This is a genomic window from Streptomyces sp. NBC_00820 (assembly GCF_036347055.1).
GTDB lineage: Bacteria > Actinomycetota > Actinomycetes > Streptomycetales > Streptomycetaceae > Streptomyces.
The window spans coordinates 3815454-3838561 of record NZ_CP108882.1; the positions used below are offsets into that span (position 1 = coordinate 3815454).

Sequence of the window (23108 nt, forward strand, 5' to 3'; positions counted from 1 at the left end):
GGCGGCCTAGGGTGCGCCCCATGCGACCGATAAACGGGGACCACGTGACCGAGGCCGTGGCGGGCTGCACGGCTGCACTGCGCACCGCGCTGGACCGCGACTGGCGGGCCGTCAGGGCGGAGCGGCTGGACTGGGACTGCCACACCACCGCGTTCCACATCGCCGAAGACCTCATCTCGTACGCCGCCAACCTGGCCGGAGGCGCCCAGGACGCCTACGTACCGTTCGAAATCGCCCTCGACGAAGGCACCGACAACGCCGGCCTGCTGCACGTCATCGAGACGACCGGCGCACTGCTGGCCGCCGCCGTGCGCACCGCCCCGCCGGGAGCCCGCGCCTTCCACCCGTACCCGTTCCGCAGCGCCGACCGCGAGGGCTTCGCCGCGATGGGCGTCGCCGAGATCCTGCTGCACACCCATGACATCGCGCAGGGCCTCGGCATCTCCTACGAGCCGTCCGAGGAACTCGCCGAGTCCGTCCTGACCTGCCTCTTCCCGCACGTCCAGCCCGGCCCCGCGCCCTGGCCGACGCTGCTGTGGGCGACCGGCCGCGGCGAACTGCCCGGCCGCGCCCCGGTCACCGAGTGGCGCTGGCGCAACAACCTCGTCATCCCCGCCGAGCGCGTGACCCTCACCGGCCTGCGCCCCGCCGCCGCCCGCGATCTGCGCCTGGGCGGCGACGGCGGCCTCGACTGGATCGACGGCGGCCCGTTCGAGGGCACCCGCGAGGCCGCCGGCTTCCTGGTCAAGGCGTACGAAGGGGGCGTGCACCGGCCCGAGTTCGGGGTCTTCGCCCTCGTGCGGCACGAGGACGGCCGCGCCGTGGGCGGCATCGGCTTCCACGGCGCACCCGACGAGGAGGGCCGGGTGGAGATCGGCTACGACCTCACCGAGGGCGCCCGCGGCCAGGGCTACGCCACCGAGGCCGTACGCGCCCTGACGGCGTGGGCGCTGGCCCAGGACGACGTGGACACGGTGATCGCCACCGTCGAGTCCGACAACCTTCCCTCGCAGCGGGTGCTGTCCCGGGCGGACTTCACCCGGGCCACCGTGGAGGAGGAGCGGACGGCCCGGAATGGACAGGGGATGGAGGGCGGGCTACTGCTCTTCGTCCGGCGGGCGTGAGGACGTCGCCTCCACCTGGCGGCGCTCTTCGTCCGGCGGGCGTGAAGACGCCGCCTCCACCTGGCGGCCCTTCGGCCGCCGCAGCCCCGAAGCCGTCAGCAGACGCACCACCTCGCGGCTCCTGACCTCCACCGCGCCGGCGGCCACCGCGTCGGCGTACCGGTGGGAGGGAAGGTCGTAGTGGTCGCGTTCGAAGGCCCGCCGGGGTACGCCCAACGCCTCGGCGAAAAGGTGCAGTTCGTCGTAGGAGACGTCGCTCACCAGGTGCGACCACATGCGCCCGTGGCCGGGCCAGGCGGGCGGGTCGACGTACACCGTCACGAGTGGCTCACGAGGGCTTCGCCTCGCCCGAGGCCTGCCCCAGCGCGCCCACCGCGGCCACCCGTACGCCCGCCTTGTGGCACACCCACTGCGGATCGGGGCCCAGTTCCGGCTCCACGTCCAGCGCGTGCGGGTCGCCCGAGCCGCACACCGGGCACAGCGGCCAGCGGCCCTTCCGCTCCAGCAGCGCGTCCTGTACGTCCTGGGCGACCAGCCCGGCCACGTAGTCGACCCCGTCGGGCCACTGCTCCACCCACCAGCGCCGCTGGGAGAGGGACTCCTCCACCAGCGAGACCACGTCCGCTTCCGCGACGTCTCCGGCGACCAGGTCGGCGAGCACCAGGGCACGGGCCGAGTGCAACGCCTGTTCAAGGGGGCTGAGGGGGTCCATGCGTCCATTGTGCGCACTCTTGACCCCGGCACCGAAACGAAAATATCTTTCATGTGTGCCCCAGGACGTGAAGGAAATTTTCGGCAGCCCGGGCGGCTCACTCGCCGCCAAGGTGCGCACGCTCGCCCCGTCCATGACCCGGTCCATGCAGCGCGTCGCCGAGGCCGTCGCGAACGACCCCGCCGGCTGCGCCGCCCTCACCGTCACCGGCGTCGCCGAGCTCACCGGCACCAGCGAGGCGACGGTCGTCCGCACCGCCCGCCTGCTCGGCTACCCCGGCTACCGCGACCTGCGTCTCGCCCTCGCCGGGCTGGCCGCGCAGCAGCAGTCCGGGCGGGCCCCCTCGATCACGACCGACATCGCGGTGGACGACTCCATCGCCGACGTCGTCACCAAGCTCGCCTACGAGGAACAGCAGACCCTCGCCGACACCGCCGCCGGGCTCGACACCGTCCAGCTCGGCGCGGCCGTCACCGCGCTCGCGGCCGCCCGCCGCACCGACGTGTACGGCATCGGGGCGTCCGGCCTGGTCGCCCAGGACCTCACGCAGAAGCTGCTGCGGATAGGGCTCATAGCCCACGCCCACAGCGATCCGCACCTCGCGGTGACCAACGCGGTGCAGCTGCGCGCCGGTGACGTGGCCATCGCGATCACGCACTCCGGATCCACGGGCGATGTCATCGAACCGCTGCGGGTCGCCTTCGAGCGCGGGGCGACCACCGTCGCGATCACCGGTCGGCCCGATTCGCCGGTGACGCAGTACGCCGATCACGTGCTGACCACGTCGACGTCGCGGGAGACCGAGCTGCGGCCCGCCGCGATGTCCTCCCGGACGAGTCAGCTGCTGGTGGTGGACTGCCTGTTCGTGGGGGTCGCGCAGCGGACGTACGAGAGTGCGGCGCCGGCGCTGGCCGCGTCGTACGAGGCGTTGGCCCACCGGCACCGGAGTACTTCGCGATAGACCGTAGGACTGACTGTGTTGTGGGGACCTGCGGGTCCGACGCGGGTCCGACGCGGCTTGTCGCGCCCCGCGACGGAGCGGCGGACCCGCGGAGCCGCGGAGCCGCTCGTCGAGCAGAGCCCCGCGCCCCTTCGGGGAACCGCAGGACCCCCCACTGGAAGGAGCCGTTCCTGATGACTTCCCATCCCCGTGGCCTTCAGGCCGAGCTTGCCTCGCTCACCACCGAGGCCTTCCGGCCGGAACTGGCCGAGATCGACCGCCTGCCGACCCTCGGCATCGCCCGCCTCATGAACGGTGAGGACGCGGGAGTGGCCGCCGCCGTGGGCACGCGGCTGCCGCAGATCGCCGCAGCCATCGACGCCATCGCCCCGCGGATGACCCGGGGCGGGCGGCTGCTCTACGCGGGAGCCGGCACGGCGGGCCGGCTCGGTGTGCTGGACGCCTCCGAGTGCCCGCCCACCTTCAACAGCCCGCCCGGACAGGTCGTCGGCCTGATCGCGGGCGGCCCCGCCGCCATGGTCACCTCCGTCGAGGGCGCCGAGGACTCCGCGGAAATGGCCCGCGCGGACCTGGACGCACTGGACCTCACCCCGGACGACACGGTCGTCGGCATCTCCGCGTCCGGCCGCACCCCGTACGCCATCGGCGCCGTCGAACACGCCCGCGCCCTGGGCGCGCTGACCGTCGGGCTGTCCTGCAACGAGCACAGCGCGCTCGCGGCCGCCGCCGAGCACGGCATCGAGGTGGTCGTCGGCCCGGAGCTGCTCACCGGCTCCACCCGGCTGAAGGCGGGCACGGCGCAGAAGCTGGTCCTGAACATGCTGTCGACGATCACGATGATCCGGCTCGGCAAGACGTACGGGAACCTGATGGTCGACGTCCGCGCCTCCAACGAGAAGCTCCGGGCCCGCTCCCGGCGCATCGTCTCCCTCGCCACCGGGGCGTCCGACGCGGAGACCGAGCGGGCGCTCACCGAGTCGGGCGGCGAGGTGAAGAACGCGATCCTGGTCATCCTCGCCGGGGTCGACGGCCCGACGGCCGCCCGCCTTCTGGAGGAGTCCGGCGGCCATCTGCGCGCCGCGCTGGCGGTCGCGGGCACCTGACCGCACGCTCGGGGTGTGCGCCACGACCCCGCCCTCACCGCAGCCACCCTCCTCGCCCTCACCGGCGGCCCCGCCAACATCACCTCCGTCACCCACTGCATGACCCGCCTCCGCCTGGGCGTCGCCGATCCGGCGACCGTGGACGGGGCGGGGCTGCGGGCGCTGCCCGCGGTGCTGGGGGTGGTGGAGGACGGGGCCACCTGGCAGCTCGTGCTCGGACCGGGGATCGTCGACCAGGTCACGGCGGAGTTCGAGGAGGCGGTACGACGGGGACGACGGGCGGGACCGGAGGCCCCCGAGTCCGGGACAGGAACAGCGGCGGGGGCGGGGACGGTGGCGGGAACAGGGGCGACCGATTCGACACCCGACCCCACCCCCGCCGACAGCGCACCCCCGCGCATCCCCACCCCCACTGCCACCGAACTCGCCGTGCGGGGCGAGCGGTTGCGGTTGGGGCGGCGGGAGCGCAACGCCACGCCGTTCAAGACCGCCCTGCGCCGCGTCGCCGCCGTCTTCGTCCCGCTGATCCCCGCCCTGATCGGCTGCGGAATCCTCGCCGGGATCAACGGACTCCTGGTGAACGCGGGCTGGCTGCCGGGACTGACCCCGGCCCTCGCCGCCATCGCGTCCGGGTTCATGGCGCTGATCGCGGTGTTCGTGGGCTACAACGCGGCGAAGGAGTTCGGGGGCACCCCGGTGCTGGGCGGAGCGGTGGCGGCCGTGGTCGTGTACCCGGGCGTGGCGAAGGTGGCGGCGTTCGGGGTGCAGCTGGCCCCCGGGCAGGGCGGTGTCCTCGGGGCGCTCGCGGCCGCGCTGCTGGCGACCAGGGTGGAGAAGTGGTGCCGTGGCCGGCTGCCGGGCGCGCTGGACGTGCTGCTCACCCCGACCGTGACCGTCCTCGTCTCGGGCCTGGTCACGCTGTACGGCCTGATGTACGCGGCCGGTGCCGTGGCCTCGGCGATCGGCACGTCGGCCAACTGGCTGCTGTCGACCACGGGCGCCTTCGCCGGGCTGATCCTCGGCGGCCTCTTCCTCCCCCTCGTCATGCTGGGCCTGCACCAGACCCTGATCCCCATCCACACCACCCTGATCGAGCAGCAGGGCTACACCGTGCTGCTCCCCCTGCTGGCCATGGCGGGCGCCGGCCAGGTCGGCGGCGCCCTCGCGGTGTACGTCCGCCTGCGCCACGACACCGGCCTGCGTACGACGATCCGCTCGGCGCTCCCCGCGGGACTGCTCGGCGTGGGCGAGCCCCTGATCTACGGCGTCTCGCTGCCGCTCGGGCGCCCGTTCGTGACCGCGTGCGTGGGCGGGGCGGCGGGCGGCGCGTTCGTCGGGTTCTTCGCGATGCTCGGGGACAAGGTGGGGGCGACGGCGATCGGTCCGTCCGGGTGGGCGCTCTTCCCGCTGCTGACGGGGAACCGGGGCCCGGGGACGGCGATCGCCGTCTACGGGGGCGGGCTGCTCACCGGGTACGCGGTGGGTTTCGCGGCGACGTACCTCTTCGGCTTCGCGCGCCGGCCCGATGTCGCCAAGGCCGCGTGACGGACGGTCCCGGCCGGTCGTTGCCCGGGCATGATGAAGAAGCTGTTCGCCACCGCCGCCCTCACCGCCTCCGCTGCCGCCGCCCTGGCCTCCCCCGCGCACGCCGACGACCACTGGACCGCCACCGGCACCGCGAAGTGCGCGAGCGACCTCGCGGTGTTCCCGGCGCTGAAGGCCGTCTCCCCCCTCCCGCTGCAGCCCCCCGCGGCCCCGGCATGCGGCGGGGGAAGCCTCCTCCAGCACAAGGGCTGACCCGTACGGGCGCTGCGGGCCGTACGACGGCGCGGGTGGGAAAAACAGACCCGGCCGGAGGCCGGGTGCCCCACACCCTCCCCCGCACCGCTACCGTCGAACCCATGAACCACGCCCAGCTCACCGCCCTCGGTCGCGCCCTCCGGCTGCTCGGAGAGCACGGGGAGGCGCTGACCACCGACACGCCGGACGCACGCCTGCACGAGGTCAAGGCCGATCTGCGGCGGGCCCTGGACCTGGTGGAGGACAGCGTCGCGGGCGGCGCTCCCACGACCCGGTGCCCCGAACACCCGTACGGGCCCGTCGACAAGAGCGCCCAGGATCTGTGCCTGCTCTGCGAGACCCGGCGGCGGACCGCCCGGCGGTCGGAGTTCCACGGCGGGAGCGGGCGGGGCGGACCGGAGACACCCGCGACCTCCCCTTCCCGGTACGGGGTGCGGGAAGACCGGCCGCAGCCCCAGCAGCGCTGGCTGCCGGAGGCGTGGAACGGCCGCGAGTGGCAGCTGTGCGGGACCCCGCGCCGCGACCGGCACGAGGCCGAGGCCTACCTGGCCGCCCAGCGGCGCGGCTCCCGGGCCGCCATGGCGTACCGGCTCGTGCACGAGTTCACCGACTACGAGGTGCTGCGCATCTGGGGCACCCCGGTCAAGGTCGACATCGAGCCGCTGGGAAACCTGTAGAGCCGCCGAGGCCCGACACCCGGGCGCCGCGACGCGAGGTCAGCACACGCCGCCACCCCGCCGGCCTGCCGCACGCCGGTCGGCGACCCGGCGAGGTCAGCACACCCCGCCACCCCGCCGGCCTGCCGCACGCCGGTCGGCGACCCGTACGCGAAGGCGCCCCGCCGTGGCATAGACGAGCACGGCGACCGTCGCCGCGAACCCCGTGGCCAGCGTGTCCGCGACATTTCCGTCCAGGCCCGGCCGCAGCTCGGCGGCGAGTCCGAGCATGGTGACGGCTCCCGCGAGGGCCGCGGCGATGACAGCCGTCCAGTCACGGTGCCGCACCGCCAGCCACTGACCGAGCCCCACCCAGAGAAGGGCGGCGACCGGAAGGCCCGGCTCATCGAGCGCGGCGATCACGACGTACCCCACAAAGCTGACCAGCCAGCAGCCCGCAACCGCGAGCCCGGCCTCCTTCCACGAGACGCCTCGTCCCGCTGAACCGCGCACCCTCACGCCCTTTCCCCAAGGCCCCTCGGCCCGAAGCTCGCGTTCCGGGCCGAGGCGTGGACGGTCTTCGTCGAGAAGCCCGGCCGGGCTGCCCCGCAGCCGTCCCGAAGCTCAAGAGTCGGGCTCCGAGCCGTCTTTGTTCGGATTGGGTGGCGGGTCTCAACCCACCCACCCTCCCCGCGAGTTGACTTGAAGCGACCGGCTTGCCACGGAGGGTGACGAGGGGCTAGCGTCCCGACCAACGAAACGCCCCCGCTCGGTGCGCCAACACCTGCGGGGGCTACCTACGAGATCGAAGGAAGAATTCGGTCCCATGGCTGATGCTCAGCTTAGTGCCGCCGCCCCGTCCACGCACGCCTTCCCGCACCCAATGGCCAACCCCGGCTACGGAAAGCGCGCCGCACCCGATCAACTCCCCCGTGCCGCGAACGACTTCGCGCACCTTCCGCCCCGCGAAGCGGCGATCGCCGCATACGTCGACCGCCTCCCCAACGGTGCCGACATCTCCGTGAAGACGCTGGCCAAGCACCTCCCGTACGGCCAGTGCGCCCTGCGTACGGCGCTCAACAACCTCCAGCGGACAGGCCACTTGCGGCGGGGCCGCGAACATCTGACCGACTCGGGGAGCCAGCGGTGGATCACCCGATCGTGGTGGTCCAGGACAGCACGCGACGACGACTGGTGGGCCACGTTCGTGCGGGGCGACGTGCCGAAGGAGCATGAGCCACCGCCCGCCGGGAAGCCCCCCACCCGCGCCCGCGCCTACGTCCTCCTCGCGGCCCTCGGTCGCACGGCCCCGGTGCTGTCCCTGTCGGCGGCGGCCTGTGCGGAACTCGCCCCGCTGGTGGCCGAGTGGTTCAGCAGGGGCGCCACCGAGGCGGACGTACTACGCGCCCTGACCGCCGGCCTGCCGGTCCCCGTCCACAGCCCGGTCGCCCTTGTCGCCCGCAGGCTGCGCGACAAGATCCCCCCGGAACCCCTGCCCGTCCCCCGCCCGCCCCTACGCGTCCTGGAGTGCGCGAAGTGCGGGATCCCGGGCCGCCCGGAGAGCCTGCCGGGCGGTGTGTGCGGACGGTGCCGGGGCGAGACCGTCCCGCCTGCCCCCACCATCCTGCTGCGGCCCTCCGCAGTCCACGCCCACGCGGCCGCGACCCGCGCCGCCATGGCCGACCGAGGAGAGAGGCCACGCGTATGACCGCTCCGACCGTCCGAAAGCAGTCGGCCAGGGCACGATGGGAGGAAGGAGGCAATGCCATGACCCGTGACACCGCCGAACGCCCCCAGATGTCCGTCGAGGACTTCGAGGAACTTGTCCGCAGGGCTCCGAGGGAGCTGCGGAACCGACTGGAGTTCCTCGGCGGACGGCTGTGCGTGCGCCACGGCCCGCTCGACGTCGAGGAGTTCGAGGAGCTGGCCGCGGCAGCCCCCGAAACCGTGCGGCTTGAGTACGTCAACGGAAAAGTCGAGGTCAAGGCAGTGCCGGACGGCAACCACCGCTCCATTTTCATGTGGCTGCTGCGCCAGTGCATGCAGCATCGCCCTGACCTGGACCTGGTGCCGGAGTCCGGTGTCAGGGCCGAGGCCTACCGCAAGGGCCGCGCCCGTACGGACGGGACCCTCGTGCCGGTTGACCACTTCATCGGCGACGGCGAGTGGTCAGAGCCCGACGGCGCCCTCATGGCGGTGGAGATCACCTCCCACGACCGCGACACCGACCAGCGCGACCGCGTCGACAAGCCCATCGGCTACGCGGAGGCGGAAATCCCCGTCTACCTGCTCATCGACCGGGACCACAACACGCTCACGGTGTACAGCGAACCGAAGGCCGGCCGGTACCTGCAGGCGCCGTCCTACCCGTGGGGAGCGACCGTCGAACTCCCCGCCCCTGTGAACATCACCCTCGACACGGAGGGGCTCAAGATCTACGCCGAGTGACGCCCCGGCCGGCGACACGTGTGGGCGGCACCCCGACAACACCGGGATGCCGCCCACGTACCCGCGAAAGCCGGGTCAGCTCAGCGACTGCAGCGCGGCGGCGTCGTACGGCTTCAGCTCGTCGAAGCGGTCGGCGAGGACCTTGGCGGCCCACTCCGGGTCCTGGAGCAGCGCGCGGCCGACGGCGACCATGTCGTACTGCTCGTCCTCCAGGCCGTCCAGGAGGTCGTCGATGCCCTTGACCGGGGAGCCCTCACCGGTGAACGCCTTGACGAAGTCGCCGTCGAGGCCGACCGAGCCGACGGTGATGACCGGCTTGCCGGTGATCTTCTTGGTCCAGCCGGCGAGGTTGAGGTCGGAGCCCTCGAACTCGGGCAGCCAGTAGCGGCGGGTGGAGGCGTGGAAGGCGTCGACGCCGGCGGCGGCCAGCGGCGCGAGGATGGCCTCCAGCTCCTCGGGGGTCTCGGCGAGACGCGCGGTGTAGTCCTGCTGCTTCCACTGCGAGAAGCGGAAGAGGACCGGGAAGTCGGGGGAGACGGCCGCGCGGACCGCGGCGACGATCTCCGCCGCGAACTTGGTGCGGGCCACCGGGTCGCCGCCGTAGGCGTCGGTGCGCTGGTTGGTGCCCTCCCACAGGAACTGGTCGACGAGGTAGCCGTGGGCGCCGTGGATCTCGACGCCGTCCATGCCGATGCGCTCGGCGGCGGCCGCGGCCTCGGCGAACGCGTCGATGACGTCGTCCAGGTCGTCCTGCGTCATGGCCTTGCCCTTGGCCTCGGCACCCGCCTTGTGGATGCCCGACGGGCCCATGGCGGGGGCGTCGGCGAACGGCGGCTCGCCCTGCCTGCGGACCATGCCGATGTGCCACAGCTGCGGCATGATCGTGCCGCCCGCCGCGTGCACGGCCTCGACGACCTTCGCCCAGCCTGCCAGCTGCTCCTCGCCGTGGAAGCGGGGCACGCGGTCGCTCTGGCCGGCCGAGTCGTGGCCCACGTAGGTGCCCTCGGTGATGATCAGGCCGACACCCGCGGCGGCGCGGCGCGCGTAGTACGACACCACGTCCTCACCGGGGACGCCCTCGGGGGAGAACATCCGGGTCATCGGGGCCATGACGATCCGGTTGGGAACGGTCAGGCCGTTGAGCACGATCGGACGGGACAGGATCTGGGCCGCGCGGGAGGCGGCGGGCGTCGTGACGGTCACGCGGGGGGCTCCTCGTGAGTGACGGTTTCGACCAGCCGGCGGAAACCAGCTGGTATGTGCACGCGCATTGGTGCACTTCCTTAAGCAACCGAGAGTACGACGCCCCGCATTCCGTTCCCTCGCGGGCCCCCGTGTGACCCCGGACACGCCCGAGGGCGGCACCTCCTGCCGGAACAGGGGGTGCCGCCCTCGGTAAGGACGTTGATCGACCGGGGTCGATCAGAAGTCCATGTCACCGCCCGGCATGCCGCCGCCGGCCGGCGCGGCGGCCTTCTCCGGCTTGTCGGCGATGACGGCCTCGGTGGTGAGGAACAGCGCGGCGATGGAGGCGGCGTTCTGCAGCGCGGAACGGGTCACCTTCGCCGGGTCGATGATGCCCTCGGCGACCAGGTCGACGTACTCGCCGGTCGCGGCGTTCAGGCCGTGGCCCGGGGTCAGGTTGCGCACCTTCTCCACCACGACACCGCCCTCGAGGCCGGCGTTGACGGCGATCTGCTTCAGCGGGGCCTCGAGCGCGAGCTTCACGGCGTTGGCGCCGGTCGCCTCGTCACCCTCGACGTCCAGCTTCTCGAAGACCGGGAAGGTCTGCAGCAGGGCCACGCCACCACCGGCGACGATGCCCTCCTCGACCGCGGCCTTGGCGTTGCGGACGGCGTCCTCGATGCGGTGCTTGCGCTCCTTGAGCTCCACCTCGGTGGCGGCACCGGCCTTGATGACCGCGACACCGCCGGCGAGCTTCGCCAGGCGCTCCTGCAGCTTCTCGCGGTCGTAGTCCGAGTCGCTGTTCTCGATCTCGGCGCGGATCTGGTTGACCCGGCCCTGCACCTGCTCCGAGGAGCCGGCGCCGTCGACGATCGTGGTCTCGTCCTTGGTGACGACGACCTTGCGGGCGCGGCCCAGGAGGTCCAGGGACGCGTTCTCCAGCTTGAGGCCGACCTCCTCGGAGATGACCTCGCCGCCCGTGAGGATGGCGATGTCGCCGAGCATGGCCTTGCGGCGGTCGCCGAAGCCCGGGGCCTTGACGGCGACGGACTTGAAGGTGCCGCGGATCTTGTTCACGACCAGGGTCGACAGGGCCTCGCCCTCGACGTCCTCGGCGATGATCAGCAGCGGCTTGCCCGACTGCATGACCTTCTCCAGCAGCGGGAGCAGGTCCTTGACCGAGGAGATCTTGGAGTTGGCGATGAGGATGTAGGGGTCCTCGAGCACCGCCTCCATGCGCTCCATGTCGGTCGCGAAGTAGGCGGAGATGTAGCCCTTGTCGAAGCGCATGCCCTCGGTGAGCTCGAGCTCAAGACCGAAGGTGTTGCTCTCCTCGACGGTGATGACGCCTTCCTTGCCGACCTTGTCCATCGCCTCGGCGATGAGCTCGCCGATCTGGGTGTCGGCGGCGGAGATGGACGCGGTGGAGGCGATCTGCTCCTTGGTCTCGACGTCCTTCGCCTGCTCCAGCAGGGCGGCGGAGACGGCCTCGACGGCCTTCTCGATACCGCGCTTCAGGGCCATCGGGTTGGCACCGGCGGCGACGTTGCGCAGGCCTTCCTTGACCAGGGCCTGGGCGAGAACGGTCGCGGTGGTCGTACCGTCACCGGCGACGTCGTCCGTCTTCTTGGCGACTTCCTTGACCAGCTCGGCGCCGATCTTCTCGTACGGGTCCTCGAGCTCGATCTCCTTGGCGATGGAGACACCATCGTTGGTGATCGTGGGGGCGCCCCACTTCTTCTCGAGGACGACGTTGCGGCCCTTGGGGCCGAGCGTCACCTTGACGGCGTCCGCGAGCTGGTTCATGCCGCGCTCGAGGCCGCGCCGCGCCTCCTCGTCGAACGCGATGATCTTGGCCATGTGAAGTGGTCCCTCCAGGACTGGGGGTGATTCCTTCGGACCGCGCCCGCGCCCGCGACGGACGGCTCGCCGGCCTTGTGGTTCCTTGCCCCACCCGGCCTGCGGGCCTCACCGACCCGGTCCTTCGTTGTCACTCTCACCTTCAGAGTGCTAACGCAATGATTAGCACTCGGCATGCCCGAGTGCAAGGCTGCGCCCGCGAAGCGGGCTCGAATAGGGGTGGTGGTCGGGCGACGGGCGGGCGCAAGCGCCTCGGGGGATGCAGCGAGAGCGTCAGCCGCGCGCGAACAGGCGCCGGGCGAGGCGGTCCGGCGGCCGCCGGACACGACGAAGGGCCCGCACCCTGTGCCGGTGCGGGCCCTTCGCTGCGAAAACGTTCAGGCGGTGACGCGAACCATGTCGGCCTGCGGGCCCTTCTGGCCCTGCGAGATCTCGAACTCGACCCGCTGGCCCTCTTCCAGGGTGCGGTAACCGTCCATCTGAATGGCGCTGTAATGGACGAAGACGTCCGCGCCACCGTCGACCGCGATGAAGCCGTAGCCCTTCTCCGCGTTGAACCACTTGACGGTGCCCTGAGCCATGCCTAACTCCCCTATTACTGGCCCTTGCACAGATCCACCCTTCGCGGACCCGGGTCAGACCTCGCCCCCCATCGGTCGGGGGCGTGCGCCGGAACGCGTCGACCGCGGCCGAATGTATCTGCCCAACTGCCCTCTGCAACAGGTCAATCGGACGAGAATTCCAGAAGAGCGCGGTCCGGAATGTGGCGAGAATTCGCCTGAATTCAGGGCAAGTCGGGCCCTGCAAAAACCACAAATGCCGCAAACAACCCGGGCATTTTGGCTACTTCTTATCGGGCGCGCGGCATGAATCCAGTGCTCCCGACCAGTGGCCCAGGAGCGCGTTCCCCAACTCTACCGTGCTCAATCACGCAGAATGGCCCCCTCCGCTTCTCTCACGGAGGGGGCCATTCGATGAACAGTCGGTAACCGCGATTACCGAAGGTAATACCGGGCCCTGTCAGCCGCCCGCGACGGCCGGAATGATGGAGACGCCGGCACCGTCCGGGGTGACCGTCTCCAGGCCCCGCTCGAAACGCACGTCGTCGTCATTGACGTACACGTTGACGAAACGGCGCAGCTTGCCCTGGTCGTCCAGTACCCGGGCGGCGATCCCCGTGTGGTGCTTCTCCAGGTTCTCGATGACCTCGGCCAGCGTCGCCCCTTCGGCGGCGACCTCGGCCTGACCACCGGTATAGGTACGCAGGATGGTCGGAATGCGAACGGTCACGCTCATACGAGGCCAGCCTCTCGGAAGGATTCCAGGGTCGGGCGGATGACGGCGGTCGGACCGGTGCCGGCCACCGCGTCGAGGGTCTTGAGGCCGTCGCCGGTGTTGAGGACGACCGTGGTGAGCGTCGGGTCCAGGGCGCCGCTCTCGATGAGCTTCTTCGTGACGCCGACCGTCACCCCGCCCGCCGTCTCGGCGAACACGCCCTCCGTGCGGGCCAGCAGCCGGATGGCGGCCACGATCTCCTCGTCGGTCACGTCCTCCACCGCACCGCCGGTGCGGCGCGCGATGTCGAGGACGTACGGCCCGTCGGCCGGGTTGCCGATGGCGAGGGACCTGGCGATGGTGTCCGGCTTCTGCGGCCGTACGACGTCGTGGCCCGCCTTGTACGCGGCCGACACCGGCGAGCAGCCCTCGGCCTGTGCGCCGAAGATCCGGTACGGCCGGTCCTCGACCAGCCCGAGCGCGACCAGCTCCCGCAGCCCCTTGTCGATCTTCGTGAGCTGGGATCCGGAGGCGATCGGAACCACGATCTGGTCGGGCAGCCGCCAGCCGAGCTGCTCGCAGATCTCGTACGCCAGGGTCTTGGAGCCCTCCGCGTAGTACGGCCGCAGGTTGACGTTGACGAAGCCCCAGCCCTCGCCGACCGGGTCGCCGATCAGCTCGGAGCAGAAGCGGTTCACGTCGTCGTAGTTGCCCTCGATGCCGACCAGCTCACCGCCGTAGACGGCGGCCATGACGATCTTTGCCTGCTCCAGGTCGTGCGGGATGAACACGCAGGAGCGCAGGCCCGCGCGGGCCGCGGCGGCGCCGACCGCGCCGGCCAGGTTGCCGGTGGAGGAGCAGGACAGGGTGGTGAAGCCGAAGGCGCGGGCGGCCTCCAGGGCCTGGGCGACGACGCGGTCCTTGAAGGAGTGCGTCGGGTTCCCGGAGTCGTCCTTCACGTACAGCCCGCCGGTGACACCCAGCTCGCGGGCGAGGTTGCGGGCCTCGACGAGCCGGGTCCAGCCGGGGTTGAGGTTGGGCTTGGCGGCCACGTCGGCGGGGACGGGCAGCAGGGGCGCGTAGCGCCAGATGCTCGCGGGGCCGGACTCGATCCGCGCGCGCAGTTCCTCGGTGTCGTACGCCGAGAAGTCGTAGGCGATCTCGAGGGGGCCGAAGCACTCCTCGCAGGCGAACACCGGGCCGAGCGGTACTTGGTGGCCGCACTCGCGACAGCTCAGGGCGGCGGCGGGGCCGAGGTCGACGGTGGGAGTGCTCTGGGGGGCGACGGTCTGCACAGCCATGGAGGCGAGGCCCTTTCTCCTCATCTTCCTCACGACGCATCTCGCCGTGAGACGGATTTGGCACCTTCCCTAGCCGGGAGCCTCGCGGATGAGAACGAGTGACCGACTGGAGGGTTGCCGGGGCTTCATCGGGCCGTATCCCTCTGCCCCTCTGGATGAGCGGTATGTAGTTGTGTGAACGCTCTTGACCCCCGACATGCGATGGTCATCGGCGTTGCTCAAGACTGTAACCGAAGGCCAGGACAGTGGAGAGAGTCGTCCGAACCGCGAGACGGGTCACACGGTTTCCGCGTGTGACCACCGCCCCTCAGCACCACCCCCGAGCGCCACACCTGAGCACGACACCTGATCACGTCCCCCGATCACGACAGTGAGGAGCCACCGACCGTGCTGGAAGAAGTCGAGCGCTGGCTGGCCACCCGCTCCTGGTCCGTGGCCGACCGCCCCCTGCACCGTGTCCTGGCCGCCAAACAGCGCACCGGCCAGTCCGTCTCCGTCGTCCTTCCCGCACTCAACGAGGAGGAGACGGTCGGCGAGATCGTCAGGGTCATCCGTCACGACCTCGTGGAGCAGGCCCCGCTGATCGACGAGATCGTCGTCGTCGACTCCGGCTCCACCGACCGCACCTCCGAGGTCGCGGCCGCCGCCGGAGCGCGGGTCGTGCACCGCGACGACATACTCCCGCGCCTGCCCGCCGTACCCGGCAAGGGCGAGGTGCTGTGGCGCTCCCTGCTGGTCACCGGCGGGGACATCGTCTGTTTCGTCGACGCCGACCTCAGGGAGTTCTCCGCGGACTTCGTCCTCGGCATCGTGGGCCCACTGCTCACCGACCCTGACGTCGACCTGGTCAAGGCGATGTACGACCGTCCGCTCGCCGGTGCGAGCGGGCAGGGCGGCCGGGTCACCGAGCTGATGGCCCGCCCGCTGCTGAACATGCACTGGCCGCAGCTGGCCGGCTTCGTGCAGCCGCTGGGCGGCGAGTACGCGGCGCGCCGCTCGCTGCTGGAGCAGCTGCCGTTCCCGGTGGGCTACGGCGTGGAGCTGGGCATGCTGGTCGACGCCCTGCACCTGGTGGGCCTGGACGCGCTGGCCCAGGTCGACGTCGGCGTGCGCAAGCACCGGCACCAGGACGGGCAGGCGCTGGGCCGGATGGCCGCCGCGATCTACCGCACCGCGCAGCTCCGCCTCGCGCGCGGCCACCTCGTGCGGCCCGCCCTCACCCAGTTCGAGCGGGGCGAGGACGGGTTCGAGCCGCGCACCTACTCGGTCGACACCGAGGAGCGGCCGCCGATGGCGGAGATCGCGGAGTACGCCGCGCGCCGGGTCGCGTGAGCCGTGGCACGCACGGTGGTGTGAACGGCCGGGTCGCGTGAGCCGTCGGCCGGGCGCCGGAGTGCGGCCGTATACAAGCCCCTTTCGGGGCGGACCGTACGTTTGAGCGTTTACGGGCCGGGCTAGGTTCAGGACCATGGCTTCCACGCAGGGTGCTGAGGTGCTGGTCGCGTCCAACCGCGGCCCGGTTTCGTACGAGGTGGACCCCGACAGCGCCGACGGCGCGCTGCTGGCCAGGAGAGGCGGCGGCGGACTGGTCTCGGGACTGTCCGCCATCGGACCGGACACGGACGCGGTGTGGGTGTGCGCCGCGCTGGGCGACGGCGACCGGGAGGCCGTACGGCGTGCGCGGGGCGGACTGCTGCCGGCCGAGGACACCGGCGGGCAGCGGGTGCGGATGCTCGGCATCGACGCCGACGTGTACGCCGACGCCTACAACGGCATCGCCAACTCGACGCTCTGGTTCGTCCACCACATGCTGTACCAGACCCCGCTGGAGCCGGTCTTCGACGCGGAGTTCCGGCGGCAGTGGGAGTCGTACCGGGCCTACAACCGCGCCTTCGCCGAGGCGCTCGCCGAGGAGGCGGCCGAGGGCGCGGCGGTGCTGATCCAGGACTACCACCTGGCGCTCGCCCCCCGGATGCTCCGGCAGCTGAGGCCCGACCTGCGCATCGGGCACTTCTCGCACACCCCGTGGGCGCCGCCGGACTACTTCCGGCTGCTGCCCGACGACCTCGCGGCCGAACTGCTGACCGGCATCCTCGGCGCCGACCGGGCGGCGTTCCTGACCCGGCGTTGGGCGGACGCGTTCACCGAGTGCTGTCACGAGGTGCTCGGACCCGGCATTCCGTCCGGGACCCGGATCGGGGTGCACGGGCTCGGCGCGGACGCGGACTTCCTGCGTGAACGCGCGCACCGGGCGGACGTGGCGGAACGGATGGCCGCGCTGCGCGAGGAGGTCGGCGAGGGACGCCGGACGATCGTCCGGGTGGACCGCACCGAGCTGTCGAAGAACATCGTGCGGGGGCTGCTGGCCTACCGGCAGCTGCTCCGGGACCGTCCCGAGTGGCGCGAGCGGGTGGTGCACGTCGCCTTCGCGTATCCCTCGCGGCAGGACCTCGCGGTGTACCGCGACTACACCGACGAGGTGCGCCGGGTCGCCCAGGAGATCAACGCCGAGTACGGAACGCCGGGTTGGACGCCCGTCGTGCTGCACGTCAAGGACGACTTCGCCCGCTCGCTGGCCGCCTACCGGCTCGCGGACGTCGCCCTGGTCAATCCGATCCGGGACGGCATGAACCTCGTCGCCAAGGAGGTGCCGGTCGTCTCCGACGAGGGGTGCGCGCTGGTGCTGTCGCGGGAGGCGGGGGCGTACGAGGAGCTGGGCGACGACGCGATCGTGGTGAACCCCTACGACATCACGGGTACGGCCGAGGCGCTGCACGAAGCGCTGAGCCTGCCGGCGGCGGAGCGGGCCGAGCGGTCGAAGAGGCTGGCCGCCGCCGGTACGGCGCTGCCTCCGGCGCAGTGGTTCCTGGACCAGCTGGGGGCGCTGGACCGGTGACGGCCCGGCGCCCGTGACCGCCCGGGCGGCTCACTCCATGTGCGCCGCCAGGGCCCGCAGCAGTCCCACGACACCGCCCGGCCCGTCGACCACGAGGTCCGCCCGTTCGGCCAGTTCCGTCACCTCGGAGCTGCCGCTGCACACGAGGAGGCCGGGGATTCCCTCGGAGCGGAGTTCGTCCACCGCGGCGTAGGCGGGGAGGTCACCGAGGTCGTCGCCGGCGTAGAGGACGGACTCGGCGCCGGTGGCGCGGACGTGGTCGAGCAGGGCGACGCCCTTGTCCGTGCCGGGCGGGCGCAGTTCGAGGACCAGGCGGCCGGGCTCGACGATCAGACCGTGCCGGGCGGCGAGGCCGGCGAGGGGTTCGCGCAGGGCCTCGAAGGCGGCCTGCGGGTCCCGCGCGCGGCGGGTGTGCACGGCGAGGGCACGGCCCTTCTCCTCGATCCAGGTGCCGCGCCAGGCGCCGACGCTGTCCAGGAAGCCGGGCAGTTCGGCGCGGGCGGAGGCCACGCCGGGATGCGGCGCGGGGGCGGTGACCGTGGCGGTCACCGCGTCCCAGCGCTCGGCGCCGTAGTGGCCGAGGACGACGAGGTGCTCCAGGCCGGGGACGCCCGCGAAGCCGCCGTTCCGGACCGCGACCCCGGGCGGCCGGCCGGTGATCACGGCGACGGAGGCCACCTTCGGGGCGAGGGCGGCGAGCGCGGACACCGCGTCGGGGTGGGCGCGGGCCTGGTCGGGGTCGGCGACGATCGGGGCCAGTGTGCCGTCGAAGTCCAGACCGATCGCGGCGGTGCCCGGCTTGGCGAGCAGTGCCTGAAGTCCGTCCCGGCCGGCCTGGGTCACGGGGACGGGAAGTGGATCCATCGGGTTGGTCGAGTCCGTCGTATGGATGCCCATGGGGCGACACTATCCGCGGAACGAGGCCCGCACGCCTTGCTTACCGGCGGTTTTCTCAGCGTTCCGAGCGGCGGGACGCGCGGATGCGGCGCAGGCGGTTGACGGTCACCGGATCGTGTTCCAGGGCCCGCTTGTCGTCCAGCAGCGCGTTGAGCAGCTGGTAGTAGCGCACCGGGGCCAGACCCAGTTCCTCGCGAATCGCCCGTTCCTTCGCGCCGGGGCCGGGAAAGCCCCGGCGCTCCAGCGCGAGGATGGCCTTCTCCCGGCTGCCCAGTTCCATGGTGCCCACCGTAACGCCGGGCACCGACAGCCGGCTCAGTTGATCGCGCTGCTGTCCGCCGCGGTCGCCTGGGCCTGGAGGCGGGTCAGGACGCCGGCGGGGCTGCCCCCGGGGAGGAAGGCCTGGCCCATGCTCTCCTTCACGGCCGTGCTGATCTCGGCCCAGGAGGTCTTGCCCGCGGGGTAGAGCTGGGAGCCGGGCAGCTGGTCGAGGAAGGGCCGCAGGGCCTTGTCCCGGGCCGCGCCGGACGCGTCCATGGCGCCGGACGCGGAGCTGGTGACCGGCAGCTGGCCGAACTCGCGGGAGAAGTCGAGGACGTTCTTCTCCTGGTACACGAAGTCGAGGAAGGAGCCGATCTGCTCGGCGTGCCCGTTCTGCCTGAAGGCCGTCATCCAGTCGGTGACGCCCATCGAGGCCCTGGCCCGGCCGGTGCGGCCCGGCAGCGGCACCATGCCGAACTTCACGCCCTTCGCCTCGGCCTGCTGGATCAGCATGGGGTGCCCGTCGAGCATGCCGACCTGGCCGTCGGCGAAGGCGGCGAAGGCAGTGGCGCGGTTGAGCTTGCCGGGGGCGACCGGACCGGTCAGGCCCTTGCCGACCAGGTCGTCCTTGAGCCAGGTGAAGGTGCGCGTGTTCTCGGCGGAGTCGAGCGTGTAGGTGCCGATGTCGTCGGTGTAGCCGCTGCCGCCGGCGAGCATCCACTGCATGGCCTCGGCCTGCGCCTCCTCGGGGCCCAACGGCAGCGCGAACGGGTACTTCACGCCCTGGGCCTTGAGCGCGCGGGCGTCGGCCGCCAGCTCGTCCCAGTCGGTGGGCGGGGTGATGCCGGCCTCGGTGAACAGGGTCTTGTTGTAGAAGAGCACGCGCGTCGAGGCGGCGAAGGGCATGCCGTACTGCTCGTGGTTCCACTGACCCGCCTCGGCGAGCTGGGAGGAGAAGTCGCCCTGGGTGGTGATGGAGAGCAGGTCGGAGGCCGGGTAGAGCTTGCCCGCGGCCGCGTAGTCGGCGTAGGAGCCCATCTGCGCCATGTCGGGGGCGTGGCCGGCGTCGACCATGTCCTTGACCTTGCGGTCGACGTCCTTCCAGGAGTAGACGCTGACCTGGACCTTCACTCCGGGGTGCTTGGCCTCGTAGCTCCTGACCAGGGCGTCCCAGTACTTCTGGGTGCTGTTGGCCGCGGAGTCGCCGTATTCGGCGGCGACCAGCTTGAGGGTGACGTCGGAGGAGCCCGTGCTCCCGCAGCCGCCGAGGACCGCCGCCATGCCCAGTGCGGACACCACCGCGATCGTTCCTGCCATACCCCGACGCACCGTCAAATCCCCAGTTCTGCTGTCCGACTGTCCGCATTCCGGACTCATAAGGTCTACACCAGGCGAGTGGACTAGACCTCTCGCGGGTAGGGGGTCACACTGGGCCCGTGAGACATGTCGTCGCCCTGGACGTGGGCGGTACCGGGATGAAGGCCGCCCTGGTCGGCGAGGACGGCGCGCTGCTGCACCGCGCCCGCCGGCCCACCGGCCGCGAGCACGGCCCCGAGGCGGTGGTCGGGAACATCCTCGGCTTCGCCGCCGAGCTGCGCGCGTACGGCGTCGAGCACTACGGCGAACCGGCCGCCGCGGCCGGCCTCGCGGTCCCCGGCATCATCGACGAGGAGCAGGGCGTCGCCGTCTTCGCGGCCAACCTCGGCTGGCGGGATGTCCCCCTGCGCGCCCTGGTCGCCGAGCGGCTCGGCATGCCCGCCGCGCTCGGCCACGACGTGCGCACCGGCGGCCTCGCCGAGGGCCGGCTCGGCGCGGGCCGGGGCGCCGACCGGTTCCTGTTCGTGGCCCTGGGCACCGGGATCGCCGGCGCCATCGGCCTGGACGGACGGGTCGAGGCGGGCGCGCACGGCTTCGCGGGCGAGATCGGGCACGTCGTCGTACGGCCCGGCGGCCTCGCCTGCCCCTGCGGACAGCGCGGCTGTCTGGAGCGGTACGCCTCCGCGTCCGCCGTCGGCTCGGCGTGGGCGGCGGTCCGCGAGGACCCGGGAGCGGACGCGGCCGGCTGCGCCGAGGCCGTCGCGTCCGGCGACCCGGACGCCGTCCGGGTGTGGCAGGAGGCGGTGGACGCGCTCGCCGACGGCCTGGTCACCGCGCTCACCCTGCTGGATCCGCGCACGCTCATCATCGGCGGCGGCCTGGCCGAGGCGGGGGACGTGCTGTTCCGGCCGCTGCGGGACGCCGTCCGCCGCCGGGTCACCTTCCAGAAGACGCCCGCCCTCGTCCCCGCCGCCCTCGGCGACACCGCGGGCTGCCTGGGTGCCGGGCTGCTCGCCCGTGATCTCCTCGACTCCACCGACCCCTCGGAGGTAACCGCCTGATGGCTCTCAGCTTGGTTCTCGCAGGTGCCCGGGTGGTGCTGCCCACCGGGGTGGTGGACGACGGACGCCTGGCCGTGGAGGGCACCCGGATCGCGCACACGGCCCCCGAGGGCGCCGAGGTCGTCGACGTACGGGGGCACTGGCTCGTCCCCGGCTTCGTCGACCTCCACAACCACGGCGGCGGCGGCGCCTCCTTCTCGGGCACGGCGGACGACGCGCTGACGGCCGTGCGCGCCCACCGCCGGCACGGCACCACCACCCTCGTCGCCTCCACCGTCACCGACGAGATGGACGTACTGGTGCGCCAGGCGGGGCTGTTGAGCGAGCTGGCCGAACAGGGGGAGATCGCCGGCATCCACTTCGAGGGGCCGTTCATCTCGCCGTGCCGCAAGGGCGCGCACTCCGAGGCGCTGCTGCGCCACCCGGAGCCGGCCGAGGTCCGCAAACTGATCGACGCGGCGCGCGGCCGGGCCCGGATGGTCACCCTCGCCACCGAACTGCCGGGCGGCATCGACTCCGTACGGCTGCTCGCGGAGGCCGGGGTGATCGCGGCGGTCGGGCACACGGACGCCACCTACGAGCAGACGGCCGAGGCGATCGACGCGGGCGCCACGGTCGCCACCCACCTCTTCAACGCCATGCCCGCCCTCGGCCACCGCTCCCCCGGCCCGGTCGCGGCCCTGCTGGAGGACGAGCGGGTCACGGTGGAGCTGATCAACGACGGCACCCATCTGCACCCGGCCGCACTGGAGTTGGCGTTCCGTCACGCGGGTGCCTCCCGGGTGGCCTTCATCACCGACGCGATGGACGCGGCGGGCGCCGGTGACGGCCGCTATCTGCTCGGCCCGCTGGAGGTCGAGGTCAGCGACGGCGTGGCCCGCCTGGTGGAGGGCGGCTCGATCGCCGGCTCCACGCTGACCCAGGACCGGGCTTTCAAGCGGGCGGTGACGATCGACCGGCTCCCGGTGCGGGACGTGGTCACGGCCCTGTCCGCCAACCCCGCCCGGCTGCTCGGCCTGTACGACCGCGTGGGCTCGCTGGAGCCGGGCAAGGACGCGGACCTGGTCCTGCTGGACGAGGACTTCGGCCTCAAGGGCGTGATGCGCCGGGGTGAATGGGTACTCACGCCCCAACTGCCCTGATCTGCACCCCCCTTCACCGCACGGCGGTCGGTCCGCGCACTGGGCCGACCGCTCTGTCTTTGGCATGATCGGGCCCTCGGAAACCGAAGGCACGCCATGCGAGGGAGGCAGGACCGGTGATCCTCACGGTCACGCTGAACACCGCTCTCGACATCACCTATCGCGTACGGTCCCTGCGGCCGCAGACCTCGCACCGCGTCTCGGACGTCGTCGAGCGGCCCGGCGGCAAGGGTGTGAACGTGGCCCGCGTGCTGGCGGCCCTCGGGCACGACGTCACGATCACCGGGTTCGCGGGCGGTGCCACCGGCGAGACGCTGCGCGAACAGCTCGCGCGGACACCGCGGTTGACCGACGCCCTGGTCCCGGTGGCCGGACCCACCCGGCGCACGATCGCCGTCGTGGACGCGCTCTCCGGCGACGCCACACAGCTGAACGAGCCGGGTCCGCAGGTCCGGCCGGACGAGTGGGCCGCGTTCCAGGACACCTACGGCGAACTCCTGTGCTCCGCCTCGACGGTGGCCCTCTGCGGCAGCCTGCCGCCGGGGGTGCCGGTGGGCGCGTACGCCAGTCTCATACGGACGGCGCGGGCCGCCGGCGTCCCGGTCCTGCTGGACACCAGCGGCGAGCCGCTGCGCCGCGGGGTCGCGGCCCGCCCCGACATCGTCAAGCCGAACGCCGCCGAGCTGGCCGAACTCACCGGTTCCCACGAGCCGTCGCGCGCGACCCAGGACGCCCGCCGGCGCGGTGCCCACGCGGTCGTCGCCTCCCTCGGTCCGGACGGCCTGCTGGCCGTGACTCCCGAGGGCCGCTGGCGTGCCACGCCGCCGTCCCGCGTCCCCGGCAACCCGACCGGAGCGGGCGACTCGGTGGTCGCGGGCCTGCTGTCGGGCCTCGTCGAACACCTGCCATGGCCCGCACGACTGGCCCGCGCGGCCGCGCTGTCGGCGGCGACGGTACAGGCGCCCGTGGCGGGCGAGTTCGACCGCGTGGCCTACGAGACGCTGCTGCGACAGATCTCGGTGACGGGGAAAGACGTCGCGGCATGAACCGCCCCCCAGCTTGTCCGACCGCGGGACGGCCGAGGGGCGTCACGGCAGTGGTGCTGCCGT

Annotated in this window: 24 protein-coding genes and 1 riboswitch; of the genes, 13 read left to right on the top strand and 11 right to left on the bottom strand. The window is 72.3% G+C overall.

What is annotated here, in order from left to right; translation table 11 throughout:
* The first annotated feature begins 20 nt into the window (after positions 1–20).
* Positions 21–1124, top strand: a complete 1104-nt coding sequence (locus OIB37_RS17210; protein ID WP_330458489.1) for a GNAT family N-acetyltransferase — start codon at positions 21–23, stop codon at positions 1122–1124.
* On the opposite strand, the gene OIB37_RS17215 is transcribed toward OIB37_RS17210, so the two are convergent.
* Both OIB37_RS17215 and OIB37_RS17220 read right to left on the bottom strand, forming a co-directional pair.
* On the bottom strand, positions 1098–1445 hold the full coding sequence (locus OIB37_RS17215; protein ID WP_330458490.1) for a DUF4031 domain-containing protein: 348 nt from the start codon (positions 1443–1445) through the stop codon (positions 1098–1100). The genes OIB37_RS17210 and OIB37_RS17215 overlap by 27 nt on opposite strands.
* A gap of 7 nt (positions 1446–1452) precedes the next feature.
* The gene (locus tag OIB37_RS17220) at positions 1453–1836 is read right to left on the bottom strand and encodes a hypothetical protein (RefSeq protein ID WP_330458491.1); all 384 of its coding nucleotides are present in this window, start codon (positions 1834–1836) and stop codon (positions 1453–1455) included.
* Between the two features lie 55 nt (positions 1837–1891).
* Here OIB37_RS17220 and OIB37_RS17225 point away from each other — a divergent pair, with 55 nt between their 5' ends.
* From OIB37_RS17225 to OIB37_RS17245, 5 genes are all read left to right on the top strand, one after another.
* The gene (locus OIB37_RS17225; protein ID WP_330458492.1) at positions 1892–2797 is read left to right on the top strand and encodes a MurR/RpiR family transcriptional regulator; all 906 of its coding nucleotides are present in this window, start codon (positions 1892–1894) and stop codon (positions 2795–2797) included.
* A gap of 173 nt (positions 2798–2970) precedes the next feature.
* Complete coding sequence (murQ, locus tag OIB37_RS17230) at positions 2971–3900, top strand: N-acetylmuramic acid 6-phosphate etherase (protein WP_330458493.1); 930 nt, start codon at positions 2971–2973, stop codon at positions 3898–3900.
* Between the two features lie 15 nt (positions 3901–3915).
* Positions 3916–5445, top strand: coding sequence for a PTS transporter subunit EIIC (locus tag OIB37_RS17235; protein WP_330458494.1), 1530 nt, complete (start codon positions 3916–3918; stop codon positions 5443–5445).
* A gap of 30 nt (positions 5446–5475) precedes the next feature.
* Complete coding sequence (locus OIB37_RS17240) at positions 5476–5697, top strand: hypothetical protein (protein ID WP_330458495.1); 222 nt, start codon at positions 5476–5478, stop codon at positions 5695–5697.
* 104 nt (positions 5698–5801) lie between these two features.
* Positions 5802–6377: a hypothetical protein gene (locus OIB37_RS17245; RefSeq protein WP_330458496.1), complete on the top strand. Its 576-nt coding sequence runs from the start codon at positions 5802–5804 to the stop codon at positions 6375–6377.
* 96 nt (positions 6378–6473) lie between these two features.
* On the opposite strand, the gene OIB37_RS17250 is transcribed toward OIB37_RS17245, so the two are convergent.
* The gene (locus OIB37_RS17250; protein WP_330458497.1) at positions 6474–6869 is read right to left on the bottom strand and encodes a hypothetical protein; all 396 of its coding nucleotides are present in this window, start codon (positions 6867–6869) and stop codon (positions 6474–6476) included.
* 313 nt (positions 6870–7182) lie between these two features.
* Between OIB37_RS17250 and OIB37_RS17255 the strand changes: the two genes are divergently transcribed.
* Positions 7183–8064 (top strand): hypothetical protein, encoded by an 882-nt coding sequence (locus tag OIB37_RS17255; RefSeq protein WP_330458498.1) that lies wholly within the window; start codon positions 7183–7185, stop codon positions 8062–8064.
* A 59-nt stretch (positions 8065–8123) separates the two neighbouring features.
* Positions 8124–8804: a Uma2 family endonuclease gene (locus tag OIB37_RS17260; RefSeq protein WP_330458499.1), complete on the top strand. Its 681-nt coding sequence runs from the start codon at positions 8124–8126 to the stop codon at positions 8802–8804.
* Between the two features lie 75 nt (positions 8805–8879).
* On the opposite strand, the gene OIB37_RS17265 is transcribed toward OIB37_RS17260, so the two are convergent.
* The 5 genes from OIB37_RS17265 to thrC all read right to left on the bottom strand — a co-directional run bounded on the left by OIB37_RS17265 (position 8880) and on the right by thrC (position 14425).
* Positions 8880–10007, bottom strand: coding sequence for an NADH:flavin oxidoreductase (locus tag OIB37_RS17265; protein ID WP_330458500.1), 1128 nt, complete (start codon positions 10005–10007; stop codon positions 8880–8882).
* Between the two features lie 219 nt (positions 10008–10226).
* Entirely contained in the window at positions 10227–11849 is a 1623-nt protein-coding gene (gene groL, locus OIB37_RS17270) for a chaperonin GroEL (RefSeq protein WP_330458501.1), read from the bottom strand.
* A 377-nt stretch (positions 11850–12226) separates the two neighbouring features.
* Positions 12227–12430 (bottom strand): cold-shock protein, encoded by a 204-nt coding sequence (locus tag OIB37_RS17275; RefSeq protein WP_004986573.1) that lies wholly within the window; start codon positions 12428–12430, stop codon positions 12227–12229.
* A gap of 439 nt (positions 12431–12869) precedes the next feature.
* Positions 12870–13145, bottom strand: a complete 276-nt coding sequence (locus OIB37_RS17280; RefSeq protein ID WP_330458502.1) for a MoaD/ThiS family protein — start codon at positions 13143–13145, stop codon at positions 12870–12872.
* Entirely contained in the window at positions 13142–14425 is a 1284-nt protein-coding gene (gene thrC, locus OIB37_RS17285) for a threonine synthase (RefSeq protein ID WP_330458503.1), read from the bottom strand. Before thrC ends, OIB37_RS17280 begins: the two co-directional genes overlap by 4 nt.
* 17 nt (positions 14426–14442) lie before the next feature.
* A riboswitch (SAM riboswitch) is annotated at positions 14443–14587 on the bottom strand.
* Positions 14588–14812: 225 nt separating this feature from the next.
* Here thrC and OIB37_RS17290 point away from each other — a divergent pair.
* Together OIB37_RS17290 and OIB37_RS17295 are read left to right on the top strand one after the other, a co-directional pair.
* Entirely contained in the window at positions 14813–15757 is a 945-nt protein-coding gene (locus OIB37_RS17290; protein WP_330458504.1) for a glucosyl-3-phosphoglycerate synthase, read from the top strand.
* Between the two features lie 136 nt (positions 15758–15893).
* Positions 15894–17321 carry an alpha,alpha-trehalose-phosphate synthase (UDP-forming) gene (locus OIB37_RS17295; RefSeq protein WP_330458505.1) on the top strand — a complete coding sequence of 476 codons (1428 nt, stop codon included), beginning with the start codon at positions 15894–15896 and terminating at the stop codon, positions 17319–17321.
* Positions 17322–17351: 30 nt separating this feature from the next.
* Here OIB37_RS17295 and otsB read toward each other — a convergent pair whose 3' ends face one another.
* The 3 genes from otsB to OIB37_RS17310 are packed head-to-tail and all read right to left on the bottom strand — an operon-like array spanning position 17352 to position 19796.
* Positions 17352–18218, bottom strand: coding sequence for a trehalose-phosphatase (gene otsB / locus OIB37_RS17300; RefSeq protein WP_330458506.1), 867 nt, complete (start codon positions 18216–18218; stop codon positions 17352–17354).
* 55 nt (positions 18219–18273) lie between these two features.
* On the bottom strand, positions 18274–18498 hold the full coding sequence (locus OIB37_RS17305) for a DUF3263 domain-containing protein (RefSeq protein ID WP_330458507.1): 225 nt from the start codon (positions 18496–18498) through the stop codon (positions 18274–18276).
* Positions 18499–18533: 35 nt separating this feature from the next.
* The gene (locus OIB37_RS17310) at positions 18534–19796 is read right to left on the bottom strand and encodes an ABC transporter substrate-binding protein (RefSeq protein ID WP_330458508.1); all 1263 of its coding nucleotides are present in this window, start codon (positions 19794–19796) and stop codon (positions 18534–18536) included.
* Between the two features lie 119 nt (positions 19797–19915).
* Between OIB37_RS17310 and OIB37_RS17315 the strand changes: the two genes are divergently transcribed.
* From OIB37_RS17315 to OIB37_RS17325, 3 genes are all read left to right on the top strand, one after another.
* Positions 19916–20857, top strand: a complete 942-nt coding sequence (locus OIB37_RS17315) for an ROK family protein (RefSeq protein ID WP_330458509.1) — start codon at positions 19916–19918, stop codon at positions 20855–20857.
* Positions 20857–21999, top strand: coding sequence for an N-acetylglucosamine-6-phosphate deacetylase (nagA, locus tag OIB37_RS17320; protein WP_330458510.1), 1143 nt, complete (start codon positions 20857–20859; stop codon positions 21997–21999). Before OIB37_RS17315 ends, nagA begins: the two co-directional genes overlap by 1 nt.
* Before the next feature lie 116 nt (positions 22000–22115).
* Positions 22116–23045, top strand: coding sequence for a 1-phosphofructokinase family hexose kinase (locus OIB37_RS17325; RefSeq protein WP_330458511.1), 930 nt, complete (start codon positions 22116–22118; stop codon positions 23043–23045).
* The last annotated feature ends 63 nt before the right edge of the window (positions 23046–23108 follow it).